At 59.6% G+C, this 23,424-nt stretch carries 25 protein-coding genes; 4 read left to right on the top strand and 21 right to left on the bottom strand.

What is annotated here, in order from left to right:
• Positions 1-12: 12 nt before the first annotated feature.
• From C8265_RS02705 to C8265_RS02685, 5 genes are all read right to left on the bottom strand, one after another.
• Complete coding sequence (locus tag C8265_RS02705) at positions 13-693, bottom strand: hypothetical protein (RefSeq protein ID WP_126623138.1); 681 nt, start codon at positions 691-693, stop codon at positions 13-15.
• A 95-nt stretch (positions 694-788) separates the two neighbouring features.
• The gene (locus C8265_RS02700; RefSeq protein ID WP_108482410.1) at positions 789-1,766 is read right to left on the bottom strand and encodes a methyltetrahydrofolate cobalamin methyltransferase; all 978 of its coding nucleotides are present in this window, start codon (positions 1,764-1,766) and stop codon (positions 789-791) included.
• Positions 1,763-2,416 carry an HAD family hydrolase gene (locus C8265_RS02695; protein ID WP_108482409.1) on the bottom strand — a complete coding sequence of 218 codons (654 nt, stop codon included), beginning with the start codon at positions 2,414-2,416 and terminating at the stop codon, positions 1,763-1,765. The genes C8265_RS02700 and C8265_RS02695 overlap by 4 nt, the downstream gene beginning before the upstream one ends.
• A gap of 9 nt (positions 2,417-2,425) precedes the next feature.
• Positions 2,426-3,343: a methylenetetrahydrofolate reductase gene (locus C8265_RS02690; RefSeq protein WP_108482524.1), complete on the bottom strand. Its 918-nt coding sequence runs from the start codon at positions 3,341-3,343 to the stop codon at positions 2,426-2,428.
• Between the two features lie 26 nt (positions 3,344-3,369).
• Positions 3,370-3,666 (bottom strand): virulence factor, encoded by a 297-nt coding sequence (locus C8265_RS02685; RefSeq protein WP_108482408.1) that lies wholly within the window; start codon positions 3,664-3,666, stop codon positions 3,370-3,372.
• Between the two features lie 178 nt (positions 3,667-3,844).
• On the opposite strand from C8265_RS02685, the gene C8265_RS02680 reads away from it, so the two are divergent.
• Together C8265_RS02680 and C8265_RS02675 are read left to right on the top strand one after the other, a co-directional pair.
• Entirely contained in the window at positions 3,845-4,960 is a 1,116-nt protein-coding gene (locus C8265_RS02680; RefSeq protein ID WP_108482407.1) for a Ppx/GppA phosphatase family protein, read from the top strand.
• A gap of 63 nt (positions 4,961-5,023) precedes the next feature.
• The gene (locus tag C8265_RS02675) at positions 5,024-6,088 is read left to right on the top strand and encodes a 3-carboxy-cis,cis-muconate cycloisomerase (protein WP_108482406.1); all 1,065 of its coding nucleotides are present in this window, start codon (positions 5,024-5,026) and stop codon (positions 6,086-6,088) included.
• Between the two features lie 13 nt (positions 6,089-6,101).
• Here the strand turns inward: C8265_RS02675 and C8265_RS02670 are convergent, their stop codons facing one another.
• Genes C8265_RS02670 through pobA form a run of 6 tightly spaced genes read right to left on the bottom strand, consistent with a single transcriptional unit; the run spans position 6,102 to position 10,615 of the window.
• On the bottom strand, positions 6,102-6,938 hold the full coding sequence (locus C8265_RS02670) for a 3-oxoadipate:acetyl-CoA acetyltransferase (protein WP_108482405.1): 837 nt from the start codon (positions 6,936-6,938) through the stop codon (positions 6,102-6,104).
• Positions 6,939-6,945: 7 nt separating this feature from the next.
• Positions 6,946-7,563, bottom strand: coding sequence for a protocatechuate 3,4-dioxygenase subunit alpha (pcaG, locus tag C8265_RS02665; RefSeq protein ID WP_108482404.1), 618 nt, complete (start codon positions 7,561-7,563; stop codon positions 6,946-6,948).
• Positions 7,563-8,288, bottom strand: coding sequence for a protocatechuate 3,4-dioxygenase subunit beta (gene pcaH, locus C8265_RS02660; RefSeq protein ID WP_108482403.1), 726 nt, complete (start codon positions 8,286-8,288; stop codon positions 7,563-7,565). The genes pcaG and pcaH overlap by 1 nt, the downstream gene beginning before the upstream one ends.
• Positions 8,285-8,665: a 4-carboxymuconolactone decarboxylase gene (gene pcaC, locus C8265_RS02655; RefSeq protein WP_108482402.1), complete on the bottom strand. Its 381-nt coding sequence runs from the start codon at positions 8,663-8,665 to the stop codon at positions 8,285-8,287. The genes pcaH and pcaC overlap by 4 nt, the downstream gene beginning before the upstream one ends.
• Positions 8,658-9,446 (bottom strand): 3-oxoadipate enol-lactonase, encoded by a 789-nt coding sequence (pcaD, locus tag C8265_RS02650; RefSeq protein ID WP_108482401.1) that lies wholly within the window; start codon positions 9,444-9,446, stop codon positions 8,658-8,660. The genes pcaC and pcaD overlap by 8 nt, the downstream gene beginning before the upstream one ends.
• The gene (gene pobA / locus C8265_RS02645) at positions 9,446-10,615 is read right to left on the bottom strand and encodes a 4-hydroxybenzoate 3-monooxygenase (protein ID WP_108482400.1); all 1,170 of its coding nucleotides are present in this window, start codon (positions 10,613-10,615) and stop codon (positions 9,446-9,448) included. Before pobA ends, pcaD begins: the two co-directional genes overlap by 1 nt.
• Positions 10,616-10,711: 96 nt before the next feature.
• Between pobA and pcaQ the strand changes: the two genes are divergently transcribed.
• A complete protein-coding gene (gene pcaQ / locus C8265_RS02640) occupies positions 10,712-11,620 on the top strand; it encodes a pca operon transcription factor PcaQ (RefSeq protein WP_108482523.1) in 909 nt (302 codons plus the stop codon).
• Here pcaQ and C8265_RS02635 read toward each other — a convergent pair.
• The 10 genes from C8265_RS02635 to C8265_RS02590 form a co-directional block, all read right to left on the bottom strand.
• Positions 11,617-12,840: an NAD(P)/FAD-dependent oxidoreductase gene (locus tag C8265_RS02635; RefSeq protein WP_108482399.1), complete on the bottom strand. Its 1,224-nt coding sequence runs from the start codon at positions 12,838-12,840 to the stop codon at positions 11,617-11,619. The genes pcaQ and C8265_RS02635 overlap by 4 nt on opposite strands.
• Complete coding sequence (locus C8265_RS02630; protein ID WP_108482398.1) at positions 12,840-13,157, bottom strand: 2Fe-2S iron-sulfur cluster-binding protein; 318 nt, start codon at positions 13,155-13,157, stop codon at positions 12,840-12,842. Before C8265_RS02630 ends, C8265_RS02635 begins: the two co-directional genes overlap by 1 nt.
• Before the next feature lie 17 nt (positions 13,158-13,174).
• Positions 13,175-13,921 (bottom strand): SDR family NAD(P)-dependent oxidoreductase, encoded by a 747-nt coding sequence (locus tag C8265_RS02625; RefSeq protein ID WP_108482397.1) that lies wholly within the window; start codon positions 13,919-13,921, stop codon positions 13,175-13,177.
• On the bottom strand, positions 13,914-14,528 hold the full coding sequence (locus C8265_RS02620) for an HD domain-containing protein (RefSeq protein WP_108482522.1): 615 nt from the start codon (positions 14,526-14,528) through the stop codon (positions 13,914-13,916). Before C8265_RS02620 ends, C8265_RS02625 begins: the two co-directional genes overlap by 8 nt.
• Positions 14,528-15,967: an aldehyde dehydrogenase family protein gene (locus tag C8265_RS02615; protein WP_108482396.1), complete on the bottom strand. Its 1,440-nt coding sequence runs from the start codon at positions 15,965-15,967 to the stop codon at positions 14,528-14,530. Before C8265_RS02615 ends, C8265_RS02620 begins: the two co-directional genes overlap by 1 nt.
• A gap of 11 nt (positions 15,968-15,978) precedes the next feature.
• Complete coding sequence (locus C8265_RS02610) at positions 15,979-16,584, bottom strand: HD domain-containing protein (protein WP_108482395.1); 606 nt, start codon at positions 16,582-16,584, stop codon at positions 15,979-15,981.
• Positions 16,585-16,644: 60 nt separating this feature from the next.
• Positions 16,645-18,462 carry a PEP-utilizing enzyme gene (locus tag C8265_RS02605; protein ID WP_240610943.1) on the bottom strand — a complete coding sequence of 606 codons (1,818 nt, stop codon included), beginning with the start codon at positions 18,460-18,462 and terminating at the stop codon, positions 16,645-16,647.
• A gap of 19 nt (positions 18,463-18,481) precedes the next feature.
• Positions 18,482-19,549 (bottom strand): PEP/pyruvate-binding domain-containing protein, encoded by a 1,068-nt coding sequence (locus tag C8265_RS02600; protein WP_108482394.1) that lies wholly within the window; start codon positions 19,547-19,549, stop codon positions 18,482-18,484.
• Positions 19,549-20,787: a cytochrome P450 gene (locus tag C8265_RS02595; RefSeq protein WP_108482393.1), complete on the bottom strand. Its 1,239-nt coding sequence runs from the start codon at positions 20,785-20,787 to the stop codon at positions 19,549-19,551. Before C8265_RS02595 ends, C8265_RS02600 begins: the two co-directional genes overlap by 1 nt.
• A 90-nt stretch (positions 20,788-20,877) precedes the next feature.
• Complete coding sequence (locus tag C8265_RS02590; RefSeq protein ID WP_164512248.1) at positions 20,878-22,302, bottom strand: AfsR/SARP family transcriptional regulator; 1,425 nt, start codon at positions 22,300-22,302, stop codon at positions 20,878-20,880.
• Between the two features lie 358 nt (positions 22,303-22,660).
• Between C8265_RS02590 and C8265_RS02585 the strand changes: the two genes are divergently transcribed.
• Complete coding sequence (locus C8265_RS02585; RefSeq protein ID WP_108482391.1) at positions 22,661-23,263, top strand: outer membrane protein; 603 nt, start codon at positions 22,661-22,663, stop codon at positions 23,261-23,263.
• The last annotated feature ends 161 nt before the right edge of the window (positions 23,264-23,424 follow it).

The raw sequence follows: 23,424 nt of genomic DNA, 5'->3' as shown, positions 1-23,424 counted from the left end.
GGGGCACCTTTATCACGGAGCAATCAGGGAAGGGCCGAATATCCAGACGGCCAAAGGAACAGGCGCAACAGCCACCGCGATGGTCAAAACCATGGCGCGCGCCGAAAACAGGTGGGACAGCCCGGCAATCATGCAAATGCCACCGCCGCCGCCAATCACCGCATTGCCCGGAATATTCAACAACAGCGCAATCGCGCCATAGCGAAACCGCACCGCCCAGTCGCCCATCGCACCGGGCAGTTTCGCGCGCAACAGATCAAGGCGTTGTTCTTGGGTCAGGGGTTGTATCCGAGTGAGCAATTCACAGGCTTTCAACAGGCGCAGATCCAGAAATATCCGGTGCAACGTGGCATAGGGCAAAAACCGGCCCGAAAAATATGCCAGCGTCAGGCCCAACGCCGTGGCAATATACACCGCAGGCGCAATTTCAGCACCGCGCAGTATCATCAGCGTTACGCCGATTTCGATGCCCGGCACAAACGGCACCGCAATCAATACCGTATAAATCACCAGCATCGCGACAATCAGCCCGACGCGCGCGCCACTTTGCGCGGTTTGGGGCAGAGTATTCACCAACCCCATTGCGACACCCAACAGCAGGTGAATCCCGTATCCAATAGCAAACAGCACCGCCAGCCGCAGCGCGATACGCAGCGCTGAAAAACGCAGGGGCGGTGGCGTTGGTTGGATCACACAGAGATCTCCGCCGCGCGGGGCTGCACGGATGGGGCCAGGAGCGGGCATCGGCCCGTGGGGGCAACCGGTGATTGGCCGCTGGGCGCTGAACATTACCGGCGGCGGCGGCGGCCACCGCGCCCGGCCCCCGAATTGAGCGAGGCTTGCGATGCCTCGGCAAATGGTGTGCCTGCGTTCACTGCGTCCATGATCCGCGAAAACGCGATCCACTGGGCGCCATTGGGATCGTGATTCATCAAGAAATTGGCGGCGCGGATCGCCTCCATTTCCTGTACGCGCAACGGGTTCATGATGGCGCTGGTCATGCCCGCCGTGATCGCCATGGGCAAAAACGCGGCATTGATCCCGTGGCGATGGGGCAGGCCGAAACTGATGTTGGACGCGCCACAGGTGGTATTCACCCCCAGTTCTTCGCGCAACCGACGCACCAGCGCCCAAACCTGTTGGCCCGCGCTGCCCATCGCGCCAATCGGCATGACCAACGGGTCAACGACGATATCGTGCGACGGAATACCAAAATCGGCGGCGCGTTCGACAATCTTTTTCGCCACGGCAAAGCGCACATCGGGATCTTCGGAAATGCCGGTGTCATCATTCGAAATCGCCACGACCGGCACGTTGTACTTTTTCACCAACGGCAGGACCAGTTCCAGACGCTCTTCCTCGCCGGTGACTGAATTCAGCAATGGCCGCCCCTCGGCCGCCTCAAGCCCGTTTTGCAACGCACCCGGAACCGATGAATCAATGCACAGCGGCACATCGACCAACGCCTGAATCCGGGTGATCAGTTCGCGCATCAGCGGCGGTTCGACAAAGTTGTTGTCGGCATAGCGCGGGTCTTCGGCCATCTTGTTGGTGAATACCGCGCCCGAATTTACATCCAGAACCATTGCGCCACAGGCCACCTGCAACAATGCGTCTTGTTCAACGGTCGAAAAATCGTCCGCCTCCAGTTCGGCGGCCAGTTTTTTGCGCCCGGTGGGATTGATCCGTTCGCCGATGACGCAGAACGGTTCGTCAAACCCGATGGTGACGGTTTTGGTTTTTGATTCGATGACGGTACGGGTCATACGGTGGCTCCTGTCAGGCGGTCCAATCTGGTGTGGATCGCGCGTGCGTTGAAATCTGTGATCGTGTCATGGGCGCCCGCGGCCAACAGTTTTTCAGCCGTCAGGCTGGAGCGCATCCCAAAGGTATAAAGCCCCGCCGCCACCGCGCTGCGAATGCCTGCCGGGCTGTCTTCGACAGCGAATGAATGCGCCGGATCAGCGCCCAGGTTGGCCAGACCCGTGGCATAGGGCAGGGGGTCGGGTTTGCCGCGGGCGCATTCTTCGCCGATGACGATGGTGTCAAACGTATCGCTCATCCCGAATGCGGCCAGAACCGCATCGGCATTGGCGCGCGGCGCATTGGTGACAACGCCCAGTTTCACGCCCCGCGCCCGGGCCCTGGCCAACAGATCGGGCAAGCCTGCAATCGGCGCAACCTGATCCAGCCGCTCACGATACATCGCCTCTTTGCGCTCGGACATTGCTTGTGGATCTTCGTTGGGCAACAGTTCGGAAAAGATAGCAACGTTCTGTCGTCCGTGCAGCGCGGTGAAATAGTGTTCGGCGCTGATGTCATGGCCAAATTCGGCCAGAAGATCGATAAACACCGCCACATGCACCGGATCGGAATCAACAATCGTGCCGTCAAGATCAAGAAGAAGCGCTTTCATAAGTTCAGATCAACCTGCCATGGATGCCGGCACGCCCGACGCGCCCGCATGTTCAATTGCCCAACCTGCGTTGGCTTTTATCCCCCCCAGGGGAAAGAAATGCACCTGTTCGATATTGAAATCGGGATGTGCGGCCTTGTGCGCGGCCAAGTCTGATATCACCTCTGTCGGCGCATAGGGCAACAGCAGTTTCGACATATCCATCGCGCGCTTTTGCAGTACCTTGAGCGATGGCCCAACACCACAGGTAATCGCAAATTTGATGAGTGTCTGCAATTTCGCAGGCCCCGCGACGCCAATGTGAACCGGCAGCGTCACGCCCGCCGCGCGCAACGCATCAACCCAGGCGATGACCGGTTTTGCATCAAAACAGAACTGTGTGGTGATCGCCATTTGCGCATCGGTTGTTTCGCTGAACCGCTGTTTCCAGCGCAGCGCGTCATCAACGTTTTTCATACTGCCGTCGGGGTCGATATCGCGGTTGCCTTCGGGGTGGCCGGCCACGTGCAACCGGGCAAACCCATCGAACGCGCCGCTTTCCAGCAATTGCATGGAGGTGTGAAAATCGCCCCGTGGCCGGGAAACGCCACCGGCCAGCAACAGTGCCTGATCCACCCCCGCTTCGCCGCGATAGCGCGCGATCCAGTCTTTCAATGTGGCGATGTCGGCAATGCTGCGCGCCGGAAAATGCGGCATCACCGCGAATCCGTCGCGCGCCAGACGCCGCGCAGTGGCCAGCATGTCGTCTATCGGTGTGCCGTCGATATGGGCGATGTAAACCCGCGTGCCTTGTGGCAGAAGGGCGCGAAATTCATCCACCTTCTGCGCGGTGCGCGGCATCACCTCGATCGAGTAATCCTTCAGGAACGGTGCAAAATCACCGGGCACTGAAACATCGGGTATACGGCGGAAATTCAGCAGTGACATCAGGGCCCCCCATATCGGTCTGGGGATCATGCCCAGCCGTCATTCGCGATCAGTTGTTTGATCCTTTCGCGATCGTATTCGGCGTCAAGACGGGCCGCTTCGTCTTTTGCGACCTCTGCATCGTCTCCATCGACAGAATAGGGCGCGGCCTTGCGCCATTCGGCCAGATACGCATCGGTTTGCGCCGCGCCGCATTTCATCGCCGCGCGGTCGATGGCCTGTTCAAACCGTTCGGGCAGCGCCACCTTGGCGGCGCGTCGCCCCTTGCCCACAATCACCTGAGCGGGAATGTCGCGCCAATAAACGATGATGACCTGGGCCATGGGTTTTATCCTTTGTAACTTTGCCACCGTCCGGGGCGATGTGCAGGATTTAGCGGTTCCGCCAATCCGGGGCCAGAGGCCGGGCGGCGCATAATTCTCACGATGATTATGAGCCGCGGCTTGCACCCCCGCCCATGTCGCCATACGTTGGGGGTAACCAAAGTTGGAGGGCGACGTCATGACGCCCGAGCGTCCCAAAGGTGCGGGCGCGTTCCCGAGATCGGTCGAGCCGCCGCGCACCGAACCCCATGATCCTGCTGCATTGTACGCGGCGTTAGATCTGGGCACGAACAGTTGTCGCATGTTGATTGCGCAGCCGAAAGGCACGCAGTTTCATGTGGTGGACAGCTTTTCCAAGTCTGTCCAATTGGGTCTGGGCCTTGAGGCGTCCGGGCGGCTTTCGCGTGCGTCGATGGGGCGCACGGTGCAGGCGCTGAGGATCTGTGCCAAAAAGCTGCACAAACACCGGGTGAAACACATGCGTCTGGTCGCGACGGAGGCATGCCGCCGCGCCACCAATGGCGCGCAATTCATGGCGATGGTGAAACGCGAAACCGGCCTCACCCTTGATATTATCGCCCCCGAGGAAGAGGCGCGTCTGGCGGTCATTTCCTGCGCACCCCTGGTCAGCACCAATACCGAACAATTGCTGGTGGTCGATATTGGCGGTGGCTCAACCGAACTGGTTTGGATTGATCTCAGCCGGGTGCCGATGATCGAACGGCCCAAGGCGATCATGCGCCTGCATTCGGGGTTTTTGCCCGACCGCGCATCGCCCTTTGCGGCGGCGCGGGTGGTTGACTGGATATCGGTGCCGCTGGGGGTGGCGACCCTGCGCGATCAGTTTGACGATGTAAAAAGCGATGCCGCGCGTTTTGCCCTGATGAGTTGGTTTTTCGAAGAAAACCTGGCCAATTTCGCACCATACGCCGAAGAACAGGCCATCGAGCGGTTTCAGATCATCGGCACATCCGGCACCGTCACCACCGTCGCGGCCAGCCATCTGGGCCTGAAACGTTATGATCGTAACCGTGTTGATGGGTTGCGCATGACGTCTGAGCAGATTGACAAGGTGATCCGCGAATATCTGGTGCTTGGCCCCGAAGGTCGGCTTTCCGATCCGCGTATCGGGCGTGATCGACAGGCGTTGATCATGTCGGGCGCGGCGATACTTCAGGCGCTGCTGCGGGTGTGGCCCACCAACCGCCTGTCGGTGGCTGATCGTGGCCTGCGCGAGGGGTTGTTATATGCCCAGATGTCGGCGGATGGGGTTCTTGAGGATGGAACCCATTAAAAACAAGGGTCTTGGCGTATGCCATGGTCACGACGATTACTGGATTGGTGAAGAGGTGCTAGAATGACAAATGCGTTTACGGCCTCGGGGCTGTTTGGGGGGCTGTTCAGCGATACCGCGATTGCGGCGGAATTTGACGCACCGGCCTTTACCCGCCGCATGATCGCGTTTGAAGCCGAATGGACCCGCGCGTTGGGGGCAACCGGGGTTGTGCCCGCGGACGATATGGCCGCAGCGTTGGATGCAATCGCGCGGTTTTCCGGCGCCGATTTGGGGCAAGGCAGCGCGCGCGATGGCATTCCGGTTCCCGCTTTGGTGGCCGCGCTGAAAACCGGCCTGTCCAAAGGCGCGGCATCGGCGGTACATACGGGCGCGACGAGCCAGGATGTGATGGATACGGCGATGGTGCTGACCTGTCTGTCGGTACTGGATATATTGGTGGAACGCCTGTCTGATCTGATTGCCCGGCTTGATGGGCTGTTCGGCCGGTTTGGCGACCGGCCAATGATGGCACGCACCCGGATGCAGGCGGCGCTGCCTGCGACCGTGGCACTGCGGGTCGGGGCGTGGCGGCGACCGCTGGTCGATCATCTGGCGCGGGCCGAAACGCTGCGCGGTGATCTGGCTGTGGTGCAGATCGGCGGGGCGATCGGCACGCGTGATGCGCCAAGCGGGCAGGGTGCGGCCTGTGCCGAAATCGTGGCGCGCGCGCTGGGCCTGTCATTGGGGCCGGTATGGCACACGGATCGCAGCCGGATGATTGAATTTGGCCATTGGCTGACATTGGTGGCGGGATCAGTTGGCAAGATCGGTCAGGATATCGCCCTGATGGCGCAGCAGGGGATGGACGAGATCGCCCTGTCAGGCGGCGGCGGATCGTCGGCGATGGCCCATAAACAAAACCCGGTGGCCGCCGAAGCGATGATCGCCCTGTCGCGTTATGTTGGGGGTCAGCAGGGCGTGTTGGCTCAGGCGATGATCCACGAACAGGAACGTTCGGGCGCGGCATGGGCGCTGGAGTGGTTGACGTTGCCCGCCATGGCCGAGGCGACGGGCGCGGCCCTGCGCCACGCCCAAACGGTCATTCCGTCAATCGTGCGGATCGGGGCGCCTGACCCGGCGCCCTGATCGTGCGGCGCGCTTAAACCGTAACCTTGCGCAGACCAAGCATGTCGCGCGCCTGTTGCCAGGTGGCGACGGGCCGTTCATATTTTTCGCACAGATCCACGGCACGCTGCACCAGCGCGGCATTTGACGGCGCAAGGGTGTCGCGATCCAGACGGATGTTGTCTTCCAATCCGGCGCGGGTGTGGCCGCCTTTGGCAATCGACCATTCATTGACTGTCAATTGCGCCGGGCCGATGCCCGCACCGCACCACTGCGCATCGGGGGCAAGACGTTTAAGGGTTTCGATATAGAAATCGAATATCGGCTCATCTGCGGGCATGGCATTTTTGACACCCATGACGAACTGCACATACAGTGGCCCCTGCAACCGCCCATCGGCCGCCATGCGGGTTGCCTGAACGATATGGCCAAGATCGAAGGCTTCGATTTCGGGCTTGATATCATGGGTCATCATTTCCGAGGCCAGCCAATCCACCAGATCGGGGCTGTTTTCATAAACCCGCGTCGGAAAATTGTTCGATCCGACGGACAGTGACGCCATATCGGGCGACAGGGGCAACATGCCGCCCCGATCCCGCCCCGCGCCCGAACGCCCGCCGGTCGAAAGTTGCACGATCATGCCGGGGCAGTGTTTTTCGATGCCTTCCTTGAGCTGCGCAAAAAGCTCGGGGTCGGAGGTGGGTTTGCCCGCCGCGTCGCGCACATGGCAATGGGCAATGCTTGCACCGGTTTCGAATGCCTCATGCGTGCTTTCGATCTGTTCCGAGATCGTGACAGGCACCGCCGGATTGTCGGCCTTGGTGGGCACTGATCCGGTGATGGCCACGCAGATGATGCAAGGATTGTTCATAGCTACCTCAGATATCAAAAAAAACGGTTTCGCTGTCGCCTTGAATGTGGATATCGAACCGATAGACGGTTTGTCCATCCCGTTCGGTTTTTTGCGCGATCAAGGTGGCGCGGCGGTTTTCCCACTCGATCACATTCAAGACAGGATCGGCGGCGTTGGCTGTGGCCTCATCTTCGAAATACAGGCGCGTGCTCAGGCCGATATTGATGCCGCGGGCCACGATCCACAGGGAAATGTGGGGCGCTTGCACGGTGCCGTTGCGCCCCGGTGTCGGCCCCGGTTTGACAGTGTCAAACGCCCATTCACCGGTGGCAAAATCGGTGATGACCCGGCCCCAGCCGCGAAAGCCGTCTTCGACCGGTCCGCCGCCTTCGGGGTGGGCATATTTGCCATCGCCATTGGCCTGCCATGCCTCAAGCAGCACATCCTTGACCGGGCTGCCGGTGCCGTCAATCACCCGGCCCTCCACGCGGATCCGTTCGCCTTTGGCGTTGGGTCCGGCGATATCCCAGCCCAGTTCCTGTTCGTAAATGTCAAAGCCCGCGGCGCCGGGCGCCAGGCCGATATGCACATAGGGGCCGGCGGTTTGGGATGGGGTTTCACGAAGATATTCCGGGGTATGCATCAGTTTCCCTCCTGCCGGTTTTCAAACAGCGTGGCACGTCGCCCGCGCAGCACAATATCAAAACGATAGGCAATCGTATCAAGCGGGATCGTGGCGTTGCGATCCAGACGTGCGGTCAGCGCGTCAATCGCGCTGGCATCGGGCAGCGCCTGAAGGATCGGACACCCCGGGATCAGCGGATCGCCCTCGAAATACAACTGGGTGATCAGGCGCTGACTGAACGACGGGCCAAACACGCTGAAGTGGATATGTGCAGGCCGCCAGTCATTCACCATGTTGCGCCACGGATAGGCGCCGGGTTTGACCGTGCGGAAAAAGTAATACCCGTTTTCATCGGTCATGGTGCGCCCGCAACCGCCGAAATTGGGATCAATCGGCGCCAGATAGGTATCTTTTTTATGGCGATACCGCCCGCCTGCATTGGCCTGCCAGATTTCCACCAGCGTGTTGCGCACCGGGCGCGCATTTTCATCCAGAACCCGGCCATGCACGATGATCCGTTCACCGATGGGGTCGCCGCCTTGCGCATAATTTTTGATCAGATCATGATCCAACGCCCCAAAATCCGAATGGCCAAACCGTGGTCCGGTGATTTCGCTGATGGTTTGTTCAAGGCTGATCAGCGCATAACGCGGGCTGCGCGCGACCGAGGTTTTATAGCTGGGCACAAGGGCAGGGGGATGGCGTTGGCGATCACGTTGATAATATTCGGCGGGGGTGGTCATTGGGTTTCCTCCATCTCGGCAAAGGTCTGTTTGGCCAGTTTGATCGCATGATTTGCCTTTGGCACACCGGCATAAACGGCCACATGCATAAACGCTTGCAACACATCGGCGCGGCTGGCACCGGTGTTGGCGGTGGCGCGGATGTGCATCGGGATTTCTTCGAAATTCCCCGTTGCGGCCAACAACGCCAGGGTCAGCATCGAACGTTCGCGTTTGCCGATCGTGTCATCGGACCACAGGGTGCCCCAGGCGCCTTCGGTGATCATGGTTTGAAACGGCGCGTCAAATTCCGATTTCGCGGCCTCGGCGCGGTCAACATGGGCATTGCCCAAAACCGCGCGGCGTGTGGCCATGCCTTTTTCAAAACGCTCAGACATTGGCATGCTCCTTTAAAAACGGGGTCAGAATGGCCGCATAGGCCGCCGGATCTTCGACACAGGGCAGATGGCCGGTGCCGTCGATCACATGAAACGCAGCGCCGGGAACAAGCGCGGCAGTGGCCGCCACCAGATCGGCAGGGCTGGCGCCATCATCGCTGCCCGCGATGGCCAGAGTGGGCAGGCGCAGGGCCTGTGTTGCGTCGGTCAGATCGGCATTTGCGATTGCCGCGCAACAGCCCAAATACCCGGTCTGCGGTGTGCGCGCCAACATTGCGCCCCACAGGTCGGCCTCGGGGGTGGCGCGGAACCGCGGCGCGAACCAACGATCAAGGATCGCATCGGCCATTGACGCCAATCCATCGGCGGTGATCGCCGCGATCCGCGCGTCCCAGGAGGCCGCATCGCCCATGCGCGCGGCCGTGTTTGACAGCACCAGCGCGCGCACCAGATCGGGGCGGCGCGCGGCCAGAGATTGACCAACCATTCCGCCAATCGACAAGCCAACAAACGTCACCGCGCCCAGCTCCAGCGTTTCAATCAACGCTTCGGCATCGGCGGTCAGATCATCCATCGTATAAGGCCCATCGGGACACCCCGAAAGGCCGTGACCGCGCATATCATAACGGATCAGCCGCAGATCGGGCGGCAACAGGGCAATCAGCGCATCCCACAGCCGCAGATCGGTGCCCAGCGAATTGGCAAACAACACCGGCGCGCCCGCCGGATTGCCCCCCGTTTGCACATGCAGCGTCACGCCATTTGCGGAAATCGCGCGCATCAGTACGGCAACCCGACGTAATTTTCCGCCATCGCCCGTTGCGCCGCCTCGTTTGAGCGCAGAAATTCGATTTCGGCCACCTGCATTTTCAAATCAAACTCGGATTGATCGGGATAGCGGTGCATCAGCGATGAGAACCACCAGCTGAACCGCTCGGCCTTCCAGACGCGGGCCAGTGCCTTTTGCGAATATTGGTCAATGCCATCGGTGCTGTTGTTTTCATAAAAGTCGCGCAGCCCGTTATACAGGTAATGCACATCCGACGCGGCCGTGTTCAGCCCCTTTGCCCCGGTGGGTGGTACGATATGCGCGGCATCCCCACACAAGAACAGCCGACCCCAGCGCATCGGTTCGGTCACGAAAGACCGCAGCGGCGCGATTGATTTCTCGATACTTGGACCGGTGACAAGTGTTTCTGCCTGATCCGCCGGAATCCGACGTTTGAGTTCTTGCCAGAATGCCTCGTCTGTCCAGTCTTCGGGTTTGTCCGAAAGCGAGCATTGGATATAATACCGACTAAGGTTGTCGTTGCGCATGGAGCACAGGGCGAATCCGCGGGGCGAATTGGCATAGATCAGTTCATGATTGACCGGCGGCGTTTCCGACAGGATGCCAAGCCAGCCAAAGGGATATACCTTTTCGTATTCGCGCCGCACATCCAGCGGGATGGTTTGGCGGCTGACCCCGTGAAACCCGTCGCATCCGGCGACGAAATCACACTCCAGCCGACGCGCTTCGCCATTGACGGTGTATTCGACATGGGGGGATTCACCATCTGCACCGTGAATGACCACATCTTCGACGTTGAATTCAATCTTGCCGCCGGCCTTTTCGCGGGCGGCATACAGATCGCGGGTCACTTCGGTCTGGCCGTACACGATGACGGGCGTGCCTGTGTGTTCCTTGAAATCAATCCGAAACAATTCGTTGCCATACGAAATCAGGGTGCCGTCATGGGAAATGCCTTCGGCATGCAAACGGTCGGCGCATCCGGCCTCTTCCAGCAGTTTCACAAGCCCCTGTTCCAACACACCGGCGCGAATGCGGGAAAGCACATAATCCTTGGTCTTGCGCTCTAACACCACGCTGTCGATCCCGCGCGTGTGCAGCAGTTGCGCCAACAAAAGCCCGGATGGCCCCCCGCCGATGATTGCGACTTGTGTTTTCATGTCGTTCCTCCTGATCCCGTTTCGCCCTTATCGCATATTTATCTGGATATTCAAAATGAGGTATTGCACAATTTGGTTATCAAAAAGGGAAAGTATATGGATCGCCGGATCAAATTTCGCCATCTTGATGCGTTTAGCGCCATCGCCCGCGCCCGCAGTTTCAAGGCCGCCGCGCAGCAATTGAACCTGACCCAGCCGGCAATATCCAAAACCCTGAAAGAGTTGGAAGATATCCTGGGCGTGGTGATGATGGAGCGCAGTCGCGCAGGCGTCACCCTCACCCCTGAGGGCGAGATTTTTCTGCAGTTTGCCGAACAAAGCACGGCGGCCCTGCGCCATGGGTTGCGCAGCATTCGCGCCACCGGCAGCGCGGCGGGCCAGTTGAAGGTGGGCGCCTTGCCCAGTGTCGCCTCGTCGTTATTGCCGCAGGCGGCATTGGCCTTTGCCGGGCAAAGCCCGGACACCCTGCTGGAAATTCACGAAGGTGCGCATCACGACCTGACGACACGGTTGCGCAGTGGCAATCTGGATCTGGTTGTGGGGCGTCTGGGTAAACCCGAAACCATGGTCGGGCTGAGTTTTCAGCAATTGTATTCAGAAGATGTGGTCATCGTGGCCCGGGCCGACAGTGATGCCATTCAGGTGCGCGATTTCGCCGGAATTGCCGGGTTTCGCGTGCTGTACCCGCCAAAGGATTCGGCAATCCGCCCATTGGTGGCGCGGTTGCTGATTGCACAGGGCGTGCCGCTGTTTCGAAACCGCATTGAAACTGCATCATCGGCCTTCGGGCGTGCGGTTTTGCTGGCCGATCCGCAAACCGTGTGGATCATCAGCCGCGGCGTTGTCGCGGGCGATATCGATCAGGGCCGGTTGGCGACGCTGGAAATCGACATGGCGGCGACCCGTGGCGCCGTTGGCATCATGAGCCGCGCCGAAGAGCTGCCATCGGTCGCCACACGGGTGTTTTCCAAGCTATTGAACGAATTGTGCCAACCGCCAACCTAACGGGCCACCGAATACGCCGCCTTCAGCCGCATCATATCGCCCGATGCCATGACCGCGCGATCAAGGGTCAGACCATCGGCGATCAGACGGCGCGCCAGCATATGTTCGCCGGGGCTGTTCAGGGTTTCAACCGCCACCAATCGCCCTTTGGCCAGACACCAGACCGATTGCAGCGTGCCATCGTCGCGGTGCACGGTGATTGCCTCGTCCGCATCATGGGACAATCCCGCAATCTGAAGTTTCAATGTGCCGATGTCTGACCAGAACCAAGGCAGGGTGTCATAGGGTGTTGGCGTGCCGGTCAGTGTTCTGGCCAAGGCGCGCGCCTGATCCGTCGCGTTTTGCACCGATTCCAACCGGGCCATCCGGCCAAGCTGTGCCTGTGGATAGGCCACGCAATCGCCCAGCGCGTAAATTGCCCGATCCGAAGTGGCCAGCAGGGAATTGGTGACAATACCATTGTCACAGTCAAGCCCCGCCGCCTGCGCCAGCGTAATTTCGGGCACCGCGCCAATCCCGACCACAACCATGTCGGCGGCAATCTTTTGACCATCCTCAAGTTGAACCGTGTTCACCTGTTTTTGGCCAACCAACTGTGAAACCGCACTGGAACAGTGTATTTTCACGCCCTGACGCACAAGATATTCGCCCACCGCATCTGCCACCGCCCGACTGACAGCGCGGCCCAACAGGCGCGGGGCGGTTTCCAGAACCTCAACACTCAGGCCGCGCGCGGCCAGCATCGCCGCCGCCTCAAGCCCGATGAAACCACCGCCAATCACCGCAACGCGGCGGACCCCGCCAAGGGCGCTGCGCATGGCGCGGGCATCTTCGGCAGTGCGCAGATGGAACACGCCGGCCAAATCCGCACCCGGCACCGCCAATCGCCGCGCGGTCGTGCCCGTTGCCAGAACAAGGGTGTCATACCCCAGCGTCGCACCATCCGCGAAGGTTACGGTTTGCGCTGCCCGATCAATCGAAGAAACCGCAGCCCCAAGCCGCAGATTGATCTGTTTGTCATCAAAAAACCGCGCGCCGCGCAGCGCCTGCAACGGCGCCTCTTGCGTCTGCATATACGATTTTGACAGCGGCGGTTTGTGATAGGGCCAATCGGCCTCGTTCGAAATCAGGGTGATTTGGCCACCAAACCCCTGGTCGCGCAGGGACGCGGCCAGTTGAACGCCGCCATGGCCCGCGCCAATGATCACAATCCCGGCCATCACCGCCCCACAACGCGCAACACCAACCCGTCAAGCGCCTCACTGACCGTGATCTGACAGGTGAGGCGGCTGGCCGGTTGCATCTGTTCGGCGGTAAATTCCAGGGTGTCGCGTTCGGCGTCTTCCATCTCTGGCAATGCCCCGATTGGCCCGGTTTCAACCAGACAGTGGCAGGTGGCGCACATGCATGATCCGCCGCATTCCGCCGCGATGCCGTCAACTCCGGCGGCCGTCGCCGCAACCATGACGCTGTCGCCCGGTTGCGCGTCGACGATCAAGGGTGATCCATCGGGCTGAATAAAGGTGATTTTTGCCATTTTCGATATCCTGTCTGTCAGATGAATTGGCGACCGCCATCAATGATCAATGTCTGCCCGGTCACAAACCCGGCCAAAGGCGATGCAAGATACAGCGCGCCGCCCACCATATCGTCTGGCTGACTGGCCCGTTTCAGCGCGCCACGGGTGACGCCATAACTGGCGGCATCCTCCATCAACCCCAGGCTGGCCTCGGTCAGGGTAAAGCCCGGTGCAATCACGTTGACGCGCACGTTGTCATCGCCCATTTCGCGGGCCATTGCGCGGGTCATGGCGATGACTGCCCCCTTGGACGCCACATAATGCATCCATTGCGGCGAGCCGGAAAACACGGTGGCCGAGGCAACGTTGACGATCGCGCCTTGTCCGGCCTTGCGCAACAGGGGCGAAAACGCGCGGCTGACCTGCCACACGCCCTTGACGTTGACGGCCATCACCTTGTCCCAGATGTCTTCGTCCAGATCTTCCAGCGGGGCGCGTTCCAGCCCTGCGTAGATCGCGGCGTTGTTTATCAGGATATCAACGCCGCCCATCTGCGCCCCGGCCGCCTTGGCCAGGGCGGCGCACGAGGCGGCATCGGTCACATCGACCGTTTGTGCAAAACCGCCGGTCATCTGCGCGGTTTGTTCAATGCCTTCGGCGTTGACATCGGCGGCCATCACTGTGGCGCCGGCATCGGCAAACCCCTGCGCAAAGGCGCGGCCCAACCCACCGGCAGCACCCGTCACCACAACGCGTTTGCCGTTCAAACCCAGATCACTCATCGCTGTGTCCTTTCAAATAATCGTCTGATTCCATCTGTGCGCGGGCGGCCACGATGAACCCGCGCGCCATCGCCCGGCCGGTATCGGTCAGCATTGATGGCATCACGAAATCTTCGAGCATATCCAACGTTTCGGCCAACCCATCGCCAAACCAACCGGCAATCGTTGCCACGCCATGGGGGGTAAAACGCCAGCATTTATCGGCATCCTTGACCATGGCGTCATTCAGGGATTTGGCCTGTTTTACCGTATCGTGGGTGTCGATAATGTCTAAAACCTGTGCGATATCCACGCCCTCTGGCGTGTGACGCTGCAAAATTCCGTCTGCGATCCTTACGCCTTCGATTTCGTGCACGCGCACCAGTTCGGGGTGTTTGGGGTTTGGTCCGACCGCCTCGGACAACAGCGCCGGATCAACCCGTTTCCACCCGACATCATGCAAAAGAATGGCCGGTAAAACGACAGAGGTATCCGCCTGTGGGTGTTCAGCACACAGCGCGCGCGCCAGTCCATAGGAAATCAGTGTGTGCACATCGTTTGAGCGAACATCAAGAAATCCGCGCGCATCGTGCCACAAGGGCAGGTCGCGCGGCAAAAGCGTGCGCATCACGACGCCACCTCATAGCTGAGATACATGGTTTTATATTCCAGATAACTTTCAACGCCATAGCGGCCCTTTTCGCGGCCCAGCCCGCTTTCCTTCATGCCGCCGAACGGCACATAATGGCTGGAGCGGTGAATATCATTCAACCAGACCGAGCCCGCCTCCAGCCCCTCACACAGGGTCAGGCCCTTGGCCAGATCGCCGGAAAACACAAACCCGGCCAGACCATAGCGGTTATCATTGGCATGGCGCAGCCCGTCAAACGCATTGTCCACCGGGCAAATGCCCAACACCGGGCCAAAGGTTTCTTCGCTCAAGACCAGCATGTCATGGGTTGCATCGGCGATGATCGTGGGCGGAAAATAGAATCCGTCATCAAACCCCGCGCCGCGCCGACGATCCCCGCCCAGAACGATCCGCGCGCCTTTGGTCCGGGCATCGGCCACCTGGATTTCGGAATTGGCAAAGATCTTTTCGTTCACCATCGGGCCAAGATCACCGGTGCCGCCTGCGGGGGCCAGGGTCAGTTGGCCCGCCTTGGCGGTGAGTTTTTCGACAAATGCGTCATACACTGGTCGTTCCACATACACCCGGTTGACCCGGTAACAGAATTGCCCCGAATTGGCGAAACCGTGCCGTGCGATCGCGGTCGTGGCCTTTTCCAGATCGGCATCGGCACAGACGATGGCGGCGGATTGCCCACCCAGTTCCAGCGTCACCCGTTTCATCGTGCCGGTGGCGGCGGCGGCAATCGCCTTGCCCGCGGCGGTGCCGCCGGTAAAGGCAATCTTGCGTGGGATCGGGTGTTCGATCATTGCCGCGCCAATGCCGCGCCCGCGCCCGGTAACCACGTTGAAACACCCCGCAGGCAGGCCGGTTTGGTGAAACAGTTCGGCCAACATCAGCGTGGACAGCGGCGTGTCTTCGGCGGGTTTGGCAACCACCGTACATCCCGCAATCAGTGCCGCGCCCAATTTGAACATCAACAGTGTCACCGGGTAATTGAACGGCGTGATCGCCACAACAACCCCCAAGGGATCGCGCGTCACGATGGTTTTTTCACCCGGCCCCGAAGCAAGCGCCATGGTCGCCTGCAACCGCAGCCCTTCTTCGGCATAGACATCCAGCAAATCGGCAGACCGGGTGATTTCGGCAATCGCGGCGGGCAGGGGGCGGCCCAGTTCGCGGTGCAATACGCCGCCAATCCGCGCGGCGTGATCGCGCATCGCCTGTGCACAGGCCTTTTGAATGCGCACCCGTTCGGCCATCGGCACCTGTCGCCAGGCGTGAAACGCCCGGTCGGCGGCGCGGATCGCATCATCGGCGTCCTGTGCTGTGCCGGTTGGTACGGTGTCAAACACCTGTCCGGTTGCGGGTTCGGTCACGGGTTGAGTATCGCCTGAAACGGAGGCCCGCCAGACGCCATCAATGAACATTTCCATTTCGGGTTCCTTCAGATTACGTGCAACATCAGCGCGCCGCGCGACGCCGCCAGTGTTTCGGTTGCCCAGCGGCATCCGGCATCGGTTTCCAATTGCGTCTTTTGCGATTCCAGCCGGTCGGCGTAAAGGTGCGGCGTGGTCTTGAACCAATCACAGGCCACGGCGATGCCCGTCACCTCGAACCGCCACAGTTTGTCGGCATCGCGCACCAGCCTGTCATTCAGGTGGCGCGGATCGGGGCGGGTGTCGTGCCCGTCAATGATTTCGCACACCTGCGCGATGATATCATCGGACCATCCGGTGCCTTTCAGAACCGGTTGCGCCAAACGCACACCTTCGGATTCGTGCAGATACCGCACATCCGATTGCAACATGTTCGGCCCCGAAAATCCTTTTTCGATGATGTCGTCCATATCAATCGAATACCAACCGATGTCGTGCAAAAGAATGGCCAGACTGACCACATCACGGTCAGCCCCGGCATATTCGCCCAACAACCGCTGTGCCCAGGCAAAGCTGAGGGGGACATGCACATCGTTCTTGCGCGCGCGCATGTAAGGTTCGGCCGCGCGCCAGACTGCGTCATAGCGGGCCGTGTCAAAATGGGTCTGGGGCATGGTATCGGCTTTCGAACTCAGGAAAGAGGGCAGGAGGCGGCAGAACCGCCCCCGTTTGGTTTAATCCAGGATCGTCACCTTGCCGGTGTTGCCATCGACGCGCAGCATCTGACCGGTCTTGATCCGCGATGATCCGGTGCCGGTGCCGGTGACGGCGGGCAGGCCATATTCGCGGCACACAATGGCGGCGTGGCTCATCATGCCGCCGATGTCGGTGACGGTGGCGGCGATCTTGCCAAAGACCGGCGCCCAACTGGGGGCGGTGACAGGCGTAACCAGGATTTCGCCCTGCTGGATCAGGTGCAAATCATCCGGGCTGCGCAACACCCGCGCGGGCCCTTCGACCAGACCGGGCGAGGCGGCCATGCCGGTCAGTTCGTTACCCTCCTGGCCCGCGCCAACCCAGCTTTCGATCGCTTCCGATGTGATGCCCCACAGCATGATCGTGAAGGGTTCGGTGATGACGGCGGGCGGATTGTTCAGCGCGGGTTTGGGCGGTTCGGTGGCCAGCGCATCCAGAATGGCGCGGCGGCGTTCGATCTCTTGTGGCCAATGGTGCGGCCCGATCCATTCACCGCCCGTACCCCATGCGTTGCCATAATCAAACAGCGCATCGCGCACTTCCTGCCGCGACAGAAAGAACATGCCATCGGCATCGGGCCAGAACCCTTCTTCGTGAAAAAGCTGGCTGAGTTCGCGCATCTTGCGCCAGAAAACCCCCATCGACCAATGTTCGATGTAGAAATTGTGATTTTCAACATAGGGATACACGGTGCGCGCCAGACCCAGTTTGCCCTCGAACGCCTCGCGCGCGTCGGGGTCAAGAAGATCGGCGTATTCCGCGGTGATCCGATCCCGTTCGGCCAACAGTTTTTCGGTCGGGCGCTCGATGTTTTCACCGGCCTGAACGCGCCCGATATAATCGCGCAGATACCCCATGGGGATATCCAGGTGTTCGATCCAGTATTTATCGGTTGAATAAAATCCGTTGCCCGAGGTGAAGTTGAACCATGGGTCTTTGGCCGCGTCCCATGCCGCGATCCATTTCTTGCCTGCCTCCGAATTTGCCAAAGCCGCCAGCGCATCATCGACAGTGCCGTTCATGACCGTGTCAGCCACGCCCAGCTCAACCGCCAGATGCGCCAGCTTTTTCAGCTCGTCATCGGGGCGGAACAGATCACTGTGCACGCCTTGCACCATCTGCGCGATGGCCTGATCGGGGATCGTGGGCAATTCGCCCTTCAGGAAGCCGAAAAAATCCAGATAGGCGGCATAGCCGAGGTTGAGAAATTCGAAATGATATTGCCATGTGCGATACAGCAGATTGATCGCGCGGTCGTAATTTTCGATCAGGGCGGTGGTGTTATCCAATCCGCGCCCTTCCTTGATCCACTCCAAAGGCACAACATCGGGCAGTTTTTCAAAACGCAGCGCCTCCATCTCGTCGATGTTGGATTTCACCTTTTTGTGCCAGTTTTCGATCAGACTGTCCCAATTGGCAAAGTAATGTCCGGCCCGTTCCATGAACTGCGGCACGCGCGCCTCGATCAAGTCGGGGGAAACCGCCACCGGCGACATGTAGCAATAGCCATTGTGGATGCGGTAATCGACGCCATTGGCCGGGGGCACCAGCAGATGGCGGGTGTTGTATTGGCCCAGACATTTAACGGCAAATTCCACCGTCATCGCATCAAACGGGCGAAACGGATTTGGCCAGTGCTGACTGTCGCAGAACCAGAATTTGGCGTCTTCCCTTTCGCGCAGCTGTGGCTGAAACTTCAGATAATAAGGGTACAGATCGCGCCAGTCTTCGGCGCCTTTTGGCGCGGGCAAATCATACGGACTTGGAAACATTGATGTCTGAACATCCATCTTCATTTTTCTCCTCCCAGAGAGTTCATTTTTTCGCGCCAAGGGGATTGTTGAGCGTGCCGACAATGCCCGCCATGCCCATGCTGTAACTGGCCTTTGGTTTGGCTTGCGCCTTTTTCTGGGCCCACACGGTTTCGGGCCGCGATTGCAGGGCCAACAGGTTTTCACCATCGGGCAGATCGGCATCGATTGCCCATTCCACATCCTGTGGGCAGCCGTTTTGTTTTTCCAACCGTTTGGCCAATGTGGCCACGGCGATCACTTCGGCATCGGTCAGACAGGGGGATTTGCGCCGCTCTGCATCGACTTCGCGCTCAATCGTGGCGCCCGCAGTGGCATCGCCGACAAGTTCCAGATGTTTATCGCCAATCTTGCGATCAATCACCGCCATCAGCACCTTTTCCACGGTGTAATTGTCGGGCGTCACCACCCCTGAAACCACCAGTTCGCCCAAACCCCAGGATGCGTCGATCACGATCTTGGTGCGATCGCCCGTGGTGGGGTTCAACGTCATCGTCACCCCGGCCACGCGGGCGTTGACCATCTTTTGCACGGCCACGCTCATCAATACGTCGATCTGGCCCAGATTGGCCTTGGCGCGGTACGCAATCGCGCGGGCCGTAAACAGCGACGCCCAGCAATCGCGCACCTTTTCGACAACCTGATCGGCGCCCACCACCCACAGATAGGTATCCTGCTGGCCTGCAAAGCTGGCATCGGGCAGATCTTCGGCAGTGGCGGATGATCGCACGGCAACGGCCATGTTATCGCCCATCGCCGCATATGCAGTTTTGATCGCGGTGGCGATGGGTTCGGGCATCGGATGGGACCGCACGCGCAGTTCGATATTGCGCGCCACCCGTTCGGTATTGACCACATCATCGGGATCAAGGGTTTTCAGCAACGCCTCGATTTCGCGCTTCAACCCCTGAAATTCCAGCATTTCGGCATAGGCATCGGTGGTCACGGCAAACCCGGGGGGCACCGCAACACCATGTTGGGTCATTTCCCCAAGTGACGCACATTTGCCGCCCACACGATCATGATCGGCCGATGAAATCTGATCGAATGGCAGTATATACGGAGTATCCATCACGAGCCCTTTCCCCAAGTGATTTCCAGTTTTGACGGAACGCGGAACGACACGTTTGGCAGGTATTCGATGTTGCCATCCCCAGTCAGCCGCGCATCGGGGAAACGTTCGGTCAATTGGCGCAGCATGATACCGAATTCCAGCTTGGCCAACTGAAAGCCCAGGCAAAAGTGAATGCCATACCCGAACGACAGGTGATTGCGCGCATTGTCGCGGTGCATGTCAAAGGTTTCACCGTGATCAAACACTGCCTCGTCACGGTTGCCCGACCCCATGATCAACAGAATGTCGGATCCTTCGGGCACCGCAACGCCGCCGATTTCGGCATCGGCCTTGGCCCGGCGACGCCACGCCACGATTGAGGGCGCAAAGCGCAATATTTCCTCGGTCGCCTTGGGGATCAGGGCGGGATCGGCACAGATCGCCTCCCAGGCATCGCGATTGGACAGCAATGTATGCACGCCGTTGGTCATCAGGGTGGTGGTGGTTTCATGCCCGGCAAACAGAACCGAATACATGACACCGGCAATTTCATCATCGGTGATGTCGGCACCATCGGCCTGTAACTGCAACAGATCGCTGGGCAGGTCATCGCCCGGTGTTGCGCGTTTTGATGCGACAAGGGCGCGACAATAGGCCCAATAATCCACCATGTTATGGGCGTGGGGCAATTGCTCTGCGTCCGACAGTTCGCCCCATGTCAACAGGGCGCGGCTGACAGACCATGCCTTTACCTTTTCCACATCGCTGTCGGGCACACCGACAAGTTTGAACAGAACAAAGGCCGGCACGTCATAGGCAACATCGCGAAAGAAATCGGCGTGCCCCTTTGGTTCGATCCGATCAAAGGCATCCGCCACGATCTGTTCGATCTTGGGCTCCATCGCCCGAAACCGGCGCGGGCCAAACGCGCCTTGCACGATTTTGCGGATGCGCGTGTGATCGGGCGGAATGCGGGCCGACAGGCCAGAGTAGGCGGTAAAGCCGCCATCGGTCATGATTTTTTTGCCCTCGGCGCACATCGGACGCATCGGGGCCTGGGCGTTTTCGGATGAAAATGTCTTCCAATCGTCAAAAACGGCCTTGATATCGGCGTGACGTGTGACCACGAAATAGCCGGTGTCGCCATGTTGGAACACCGGCTGTTCATTGCGCATGTCCTGCCACAATGCATGCGGCGCGCTCAGGTCGAATGGATTGAACCTGTCGGCTGGCTTTGGCTCGCTCTTTACGGTCATCGTGTTCTCCTCGTCACTGATTCCCTAACTTACCGGCAACGCTACGCGAGAAACTTTGGTTTTTCTTTGGCCAATATTTACGCTGTGAATTCAGTATTTTGAAACCAGATCACGATATACCGTTCGAACCGCGGACTGTGCCGGATCACCGCCCAACACTTTTAGCGCGTCGGTAAATTGGCGATACTGGCGGGCGATTGCATCCTTGCGGCCCTGGGCATGAAAATTGCGCATTGCCTCTTCGTGGGCGATTTCGCATGTCGGGTCCAAGGCCAGCGCGCGGCGACATTGTTTGATCGCATCGCGGAAATTGCCGCGTTTGCGCAGCATCACCGCCATGTCGCGATGCACCTTCAGCACCATATCGCGCAGCCAGGCGCGCTGTGACAGGCACCAGTCTTCGGTGTCGTTTTCAACGTATTCCGGCAAAAGATCCTCGAACAGATCACCACTGTACAGACGTTCGGCGGCCTGAAGTAACGCGAAGGCGGCATCATATTGCCCATCCCGCTCAAGCGTTTTTGCGCGGCGACAGAATTGTTCGAACGCCTGTGTGTCAATCCAACTGCCCGGGGGCGCGCAGAGATGGTAATATTCGCCGCGCCGTTCGACAAAGGATTTTCCGCCCAGCGCCTTGCGCAGCATTGCGATGGTGTGGTGCAATCGCGCCCGTTTCGCGGTTTCATCGCCATCATCGGGCCACAGCAGTTCGGCCATATGTTCGGCGGATGCGCCCCGTTCACCGCGGGTCAGCAGATAGGCAAACAGCGCCTTGGTTTTGCGCGGGGCGCCGCCGGGCACCTGCCACACGATCTGATCCGACGCACTGGTATACACCCGCAGCCGCCCGAAACAGCGGATTTTCCACCGCTGGCCCAAGCCGCGCATGGGCCGCAGATCAGAGATCGGCAACCAGCCGGGGTTGGCGCCCACCGCCGCCTGATCGTCTGCGCCCGGCGCCAGAACCATCGCGCCCCAATCGGGGACCGTGCGGGCCAGAAGGAACGACACCTGTTCGCGCAAGCTGGCCGTGGCCAGATAGGCGCTGGGCAACCAGAACGGATTATCATGCAGCCCGGTCGCCGCCAGAAAATGTTGATGCCCGCGCAGTGCCGCAAGGATTTGATCACCGATCAGCAGTTGCCAGTCATACAGCGATACAATGCGCAGCCCCTGATCGGCCAGATCGCTGCACAACCCGCCCCAGACATCGAAATTTGCCGAAGCGGCCGGCGTTTCCAGACCCCATGCCATATCAACGGCAATCACCACATCAGACCCCAGCCGCGCCGCCGCGTCCGTTAGTGCCCGTGCAACCGTAGCGGGATCAAACGGCGCGGCGTGCAGACCGGCATTTTCAACACTCAGATGCACAGTGGCATTCAGCGCGGCCTGAAACCGTGTATCGCTGGTTACGGCAATGATGCAGGTTTCCGGCCCGTCCCGTCGCAGGGACGCGCCCATGTCGGCCAACGCCCCCGGCCCCAAAATAACCGCCGCATTCAGGCCCGCCATAGGCAGAAACCCCTGATTATTAACGATGCCAGATACAGCGTATCTGATTGAAATTGGCATTTTCGCATGATGAGCGTTCAAATCCCTGACAGTGTCACAGACCGTTACACCACAGCAAAACGCAGAAAATTTCAATGTGTCATAGGGTTTCAGGCAGGGCCTGTGGGCCGTTATGAATGTCGGGCGCGTGTCGAAAATATGTTATAGTGTATCGATATGTTGCAAAAATGCCACTATTCGGCTGCTTTACCGTGGATAGGTAAATATTATCTTAACGGGTCTTGGAACCTTCGCGGGCCATTCGCATTTGACCACTGAGACACACGTTAAGTCGCATGAGACTGTCAGGAGGCAGACTATGAAATCCTTGAGCATTATTGCAATCACAACCGTTTTCGCATCCCCCGTTTTGGCAGGTGGTTTGAACGAACCCTATGTCGAGCCGACAATCGCTCCGGTGGTATCGCTTGGCGGTGACTGGACCGGCGGATATGTCGGTGCGCGCCTTTCCTATGGCGATTCATCGGGCAGTGGCGCATTGGGCGGCACGCCAAACATTCTGGACGGCACTGGCGCTGTTTACGGTGTGCAGGGCGGGTATCTGTATGACTTTGGCACCTATGTCATGGGTGCGGAGCTGAACCTGAACAAGGCTGACATTGATTTTGACAGCGGCGTCGGGTCGATCGACAATCTGCACACGTTCAAAGTGAAGGCCGGGTATGACGCCGGACGCACATTGATATTCGGCTCGCTCGGCGCGGCCTATGCCGATGGCGTTGCAGGCGGCACAAAATACGATGATGTCGGCTATGTCGTGGGTGCCGGTGTGGAATACATGATCAACGACCGCGTGTCGCTGGGCGGCGAGGTCAACTATCACCGCTTTGATGACATCGACAATTCCGGTGTTGATGTCGGTGTGACAACGGTTGGCGCAACGATGAACTTCCGCTTCTAAAACACTGTTTGTCCGGAGCGCACTCGCGCGCCGGACACTCTGATCCAAAATATCCGCGTGGTCCTTTTGTTCACTCACTTGGCCCACGCGGATATTTTTTTGCGCCTAAAGATAGGGCTTGCGCCGTTGGGTGCGGCCTTATCGCCCAGAGCGGCGCGATT

The organism is Oceaniglobus ichthyenteri (assembly GCF_003057885.1).
Taxonomy (GTDB): domain Bacteria; phylum Pseudomonadota; class Alphaproteobacteria; order Rhodobacterales; family Rhodobacteraceae; genus Oceaniglobus; species Oceaniglobus ichthyenteri.
The sequence above is the reverse complement of the archived record's forward strand: the minus strand, read 5'-3'. Positions and strand labels throughout refer to the sequence as shown.

Excerpts from the sequence above, each read along its gene's own strand:
- C8265_RS02700 (WP_108482410.1), bottom strand. The coding sequence starts at position 1,766 with ATGACCCGTACCGTCATCGAATCAAAAACCAAAACCGTCACCATCGGG.
- C8265_RS02695 (WP_108482409.1), bottom strand. The coding sequence starts at position 2,416 with ATGAAAGCGCTTCTTCTTGATCTTGACGGCACGATTGTTGATTCCGAT.
- C8265_RS02690 (WP_108482524.1), bottom strand. The coding sequence starts at position 3,343 with ATGTCACTGCTGAATTTCCGCCGTATACCCGATGTTTCAGTGCCCGGT.
- C8265_RS02685 (WP_108482408.1), bottom strand. The coding sequence starts at position 3,666 with ATGGCCCAGGTCATCATCGTTTATTGGCGCGACATTCCCGCTCAGGTG.
- C8265_RS02680 (WP_108482407.1), top strand. The coding sequence starts at position 3,845 with ATGACGCCCGAGCGTCCCAAAGGTGCGGGCGCGTTCCCGAGATCGGTC.
- C8265_RS02675 (WP_108482406.1), top strand. The coding sequence starts at position 5,024 with ATGACAAATGCGTTTACGGCCTCGGGGCTGTTTGGGGGGCTGTTCAGC.
- C8265_RS02670 (WP_108482405.1), bottom strand. The coding sequence starts at position 6,938 with ATGAACAATCCTTGCATCATCTGCGTGGCCATCACCGGATCAGTGCCC.
- pcaG (WP_108482404.1), bottom strand. The coding sequence starts at position 7,563 with ATGCATACCCCGGAATATCTTCGTGAAACCCCATCCCAAACCGCCGGC.
- pcaH (WP_108482403.1), bottom strand. The coding sequence starts at position 8,288 with ATGACCACCCCCGCCGAATATTATCAACGTGATCGCCAACGCCATCCC.
- pcaC (WP_108482402.1), bottom strand. The coding sequence starts at position 8,665 with ATGTCTGAGCGTTTTGAAAAAGGCATGGCCACACGCCGCGCGGTTTTG.
- pcaD (WP_108482401.1), bottom strand. The coding sequence starts at position 9,446 with ATGCGCGCGATTTCCGCAAATGGCGTGACGCTGCATGTGCAAACGGGG.
- pobA (WP_108482400.1), bottom strand. The coding sequence starts at position 10,615 with ATGAAAACACAAGTCGCAATCATCGGCGGGGGGCCATCCGGGCTTTTG.
- pcaQ (WP_108482523.1), top strand. The coding sequence starts at position 10,712 with ATGGATCGCCGGATCAAATTTCGCCATCTTGATGCGTTTAGCGCCATC.
- C8265_RS02635 (WP_108482399.1), bottom strand. The coding sequence starts at position 12,840 with ATGGCCGGGATTGTGATCATTGGCGCGGGCCATGGCGGCGTTCAACTG.
- C8265_RS02630 (WP_108482398.1), bottom strand. The coding sequence starts at position 13,157 with ATGGCAAAAATCACCTTTATTCAGCCCGATGGATCACCCTTGATCGTC.
- C8265_RS02625 (WP_108482397.1), bottom strand. The coding sequence starts at position 13,921 with ATGAGTGATCTGGGTTTGAACGGCAAACGCGTTGTGGTGACGGGTGCT.
- C8265_RS02620 (WP_108482522.1), bottom strand. The coding sequence starts at position 14,528 with ATGCGCACGCTTTTGCCGCGCGACCTGCCCTTGTGGCACGATGCGCGC.
- C8265_RS02615 (WP_108482396.1), bottom strand. The coding sequence starts at position 15,967 with ATGGAAATGTTCATTGATGGCGTCTGGCGGGCCTCCGTTTCAGGCGAT.
- C8265_RS02610 (WP_108482395.1), bottom strand. The coding sequence starts at position 16,584 with ATGCCCCAGACCCATTTTGACACGGCCCGCTATGACGCAGTCTGGCGC.
- C8265_RS02605 (WP_240610943.1), bottom strand. The coding sequence starts at position 18,462 with ATGAAGATGGATGTTCAGACATCAATGTTTCCAAGTCCGTATGATTTG.
- C8265_RS02600 (WP_108482394.1), bottom strand. The coding sequence starts at position 19,549 with ATGGATACTCCGTATATACTGCCATTCGATCAGATTTCATCGGCCGAT.
- C8265_RS02595 (WP_108482393.1), bottom strand. The coding sequence starts at position 20,787 with ATGACCGTAAAGAGCGAGCCAAAGCCAGCCGACAGGTTCAATCCATTC.
- C8265_RS02590 (WP_164512248.1), bottom strand. The coding sequence starts at position 22,302 with ATGGCGGGCCTGAATGCGGCGGTTATTTTGGGGCCGGGGGCGTTGGCC.
- C8265_RS02585 (WP_108482391.1), top strand. The coding sequence starts at position 22,661 with ATGAAATCCTTGAGCATTATTGCAATCACAACCGTTTTCGCATCCCCC.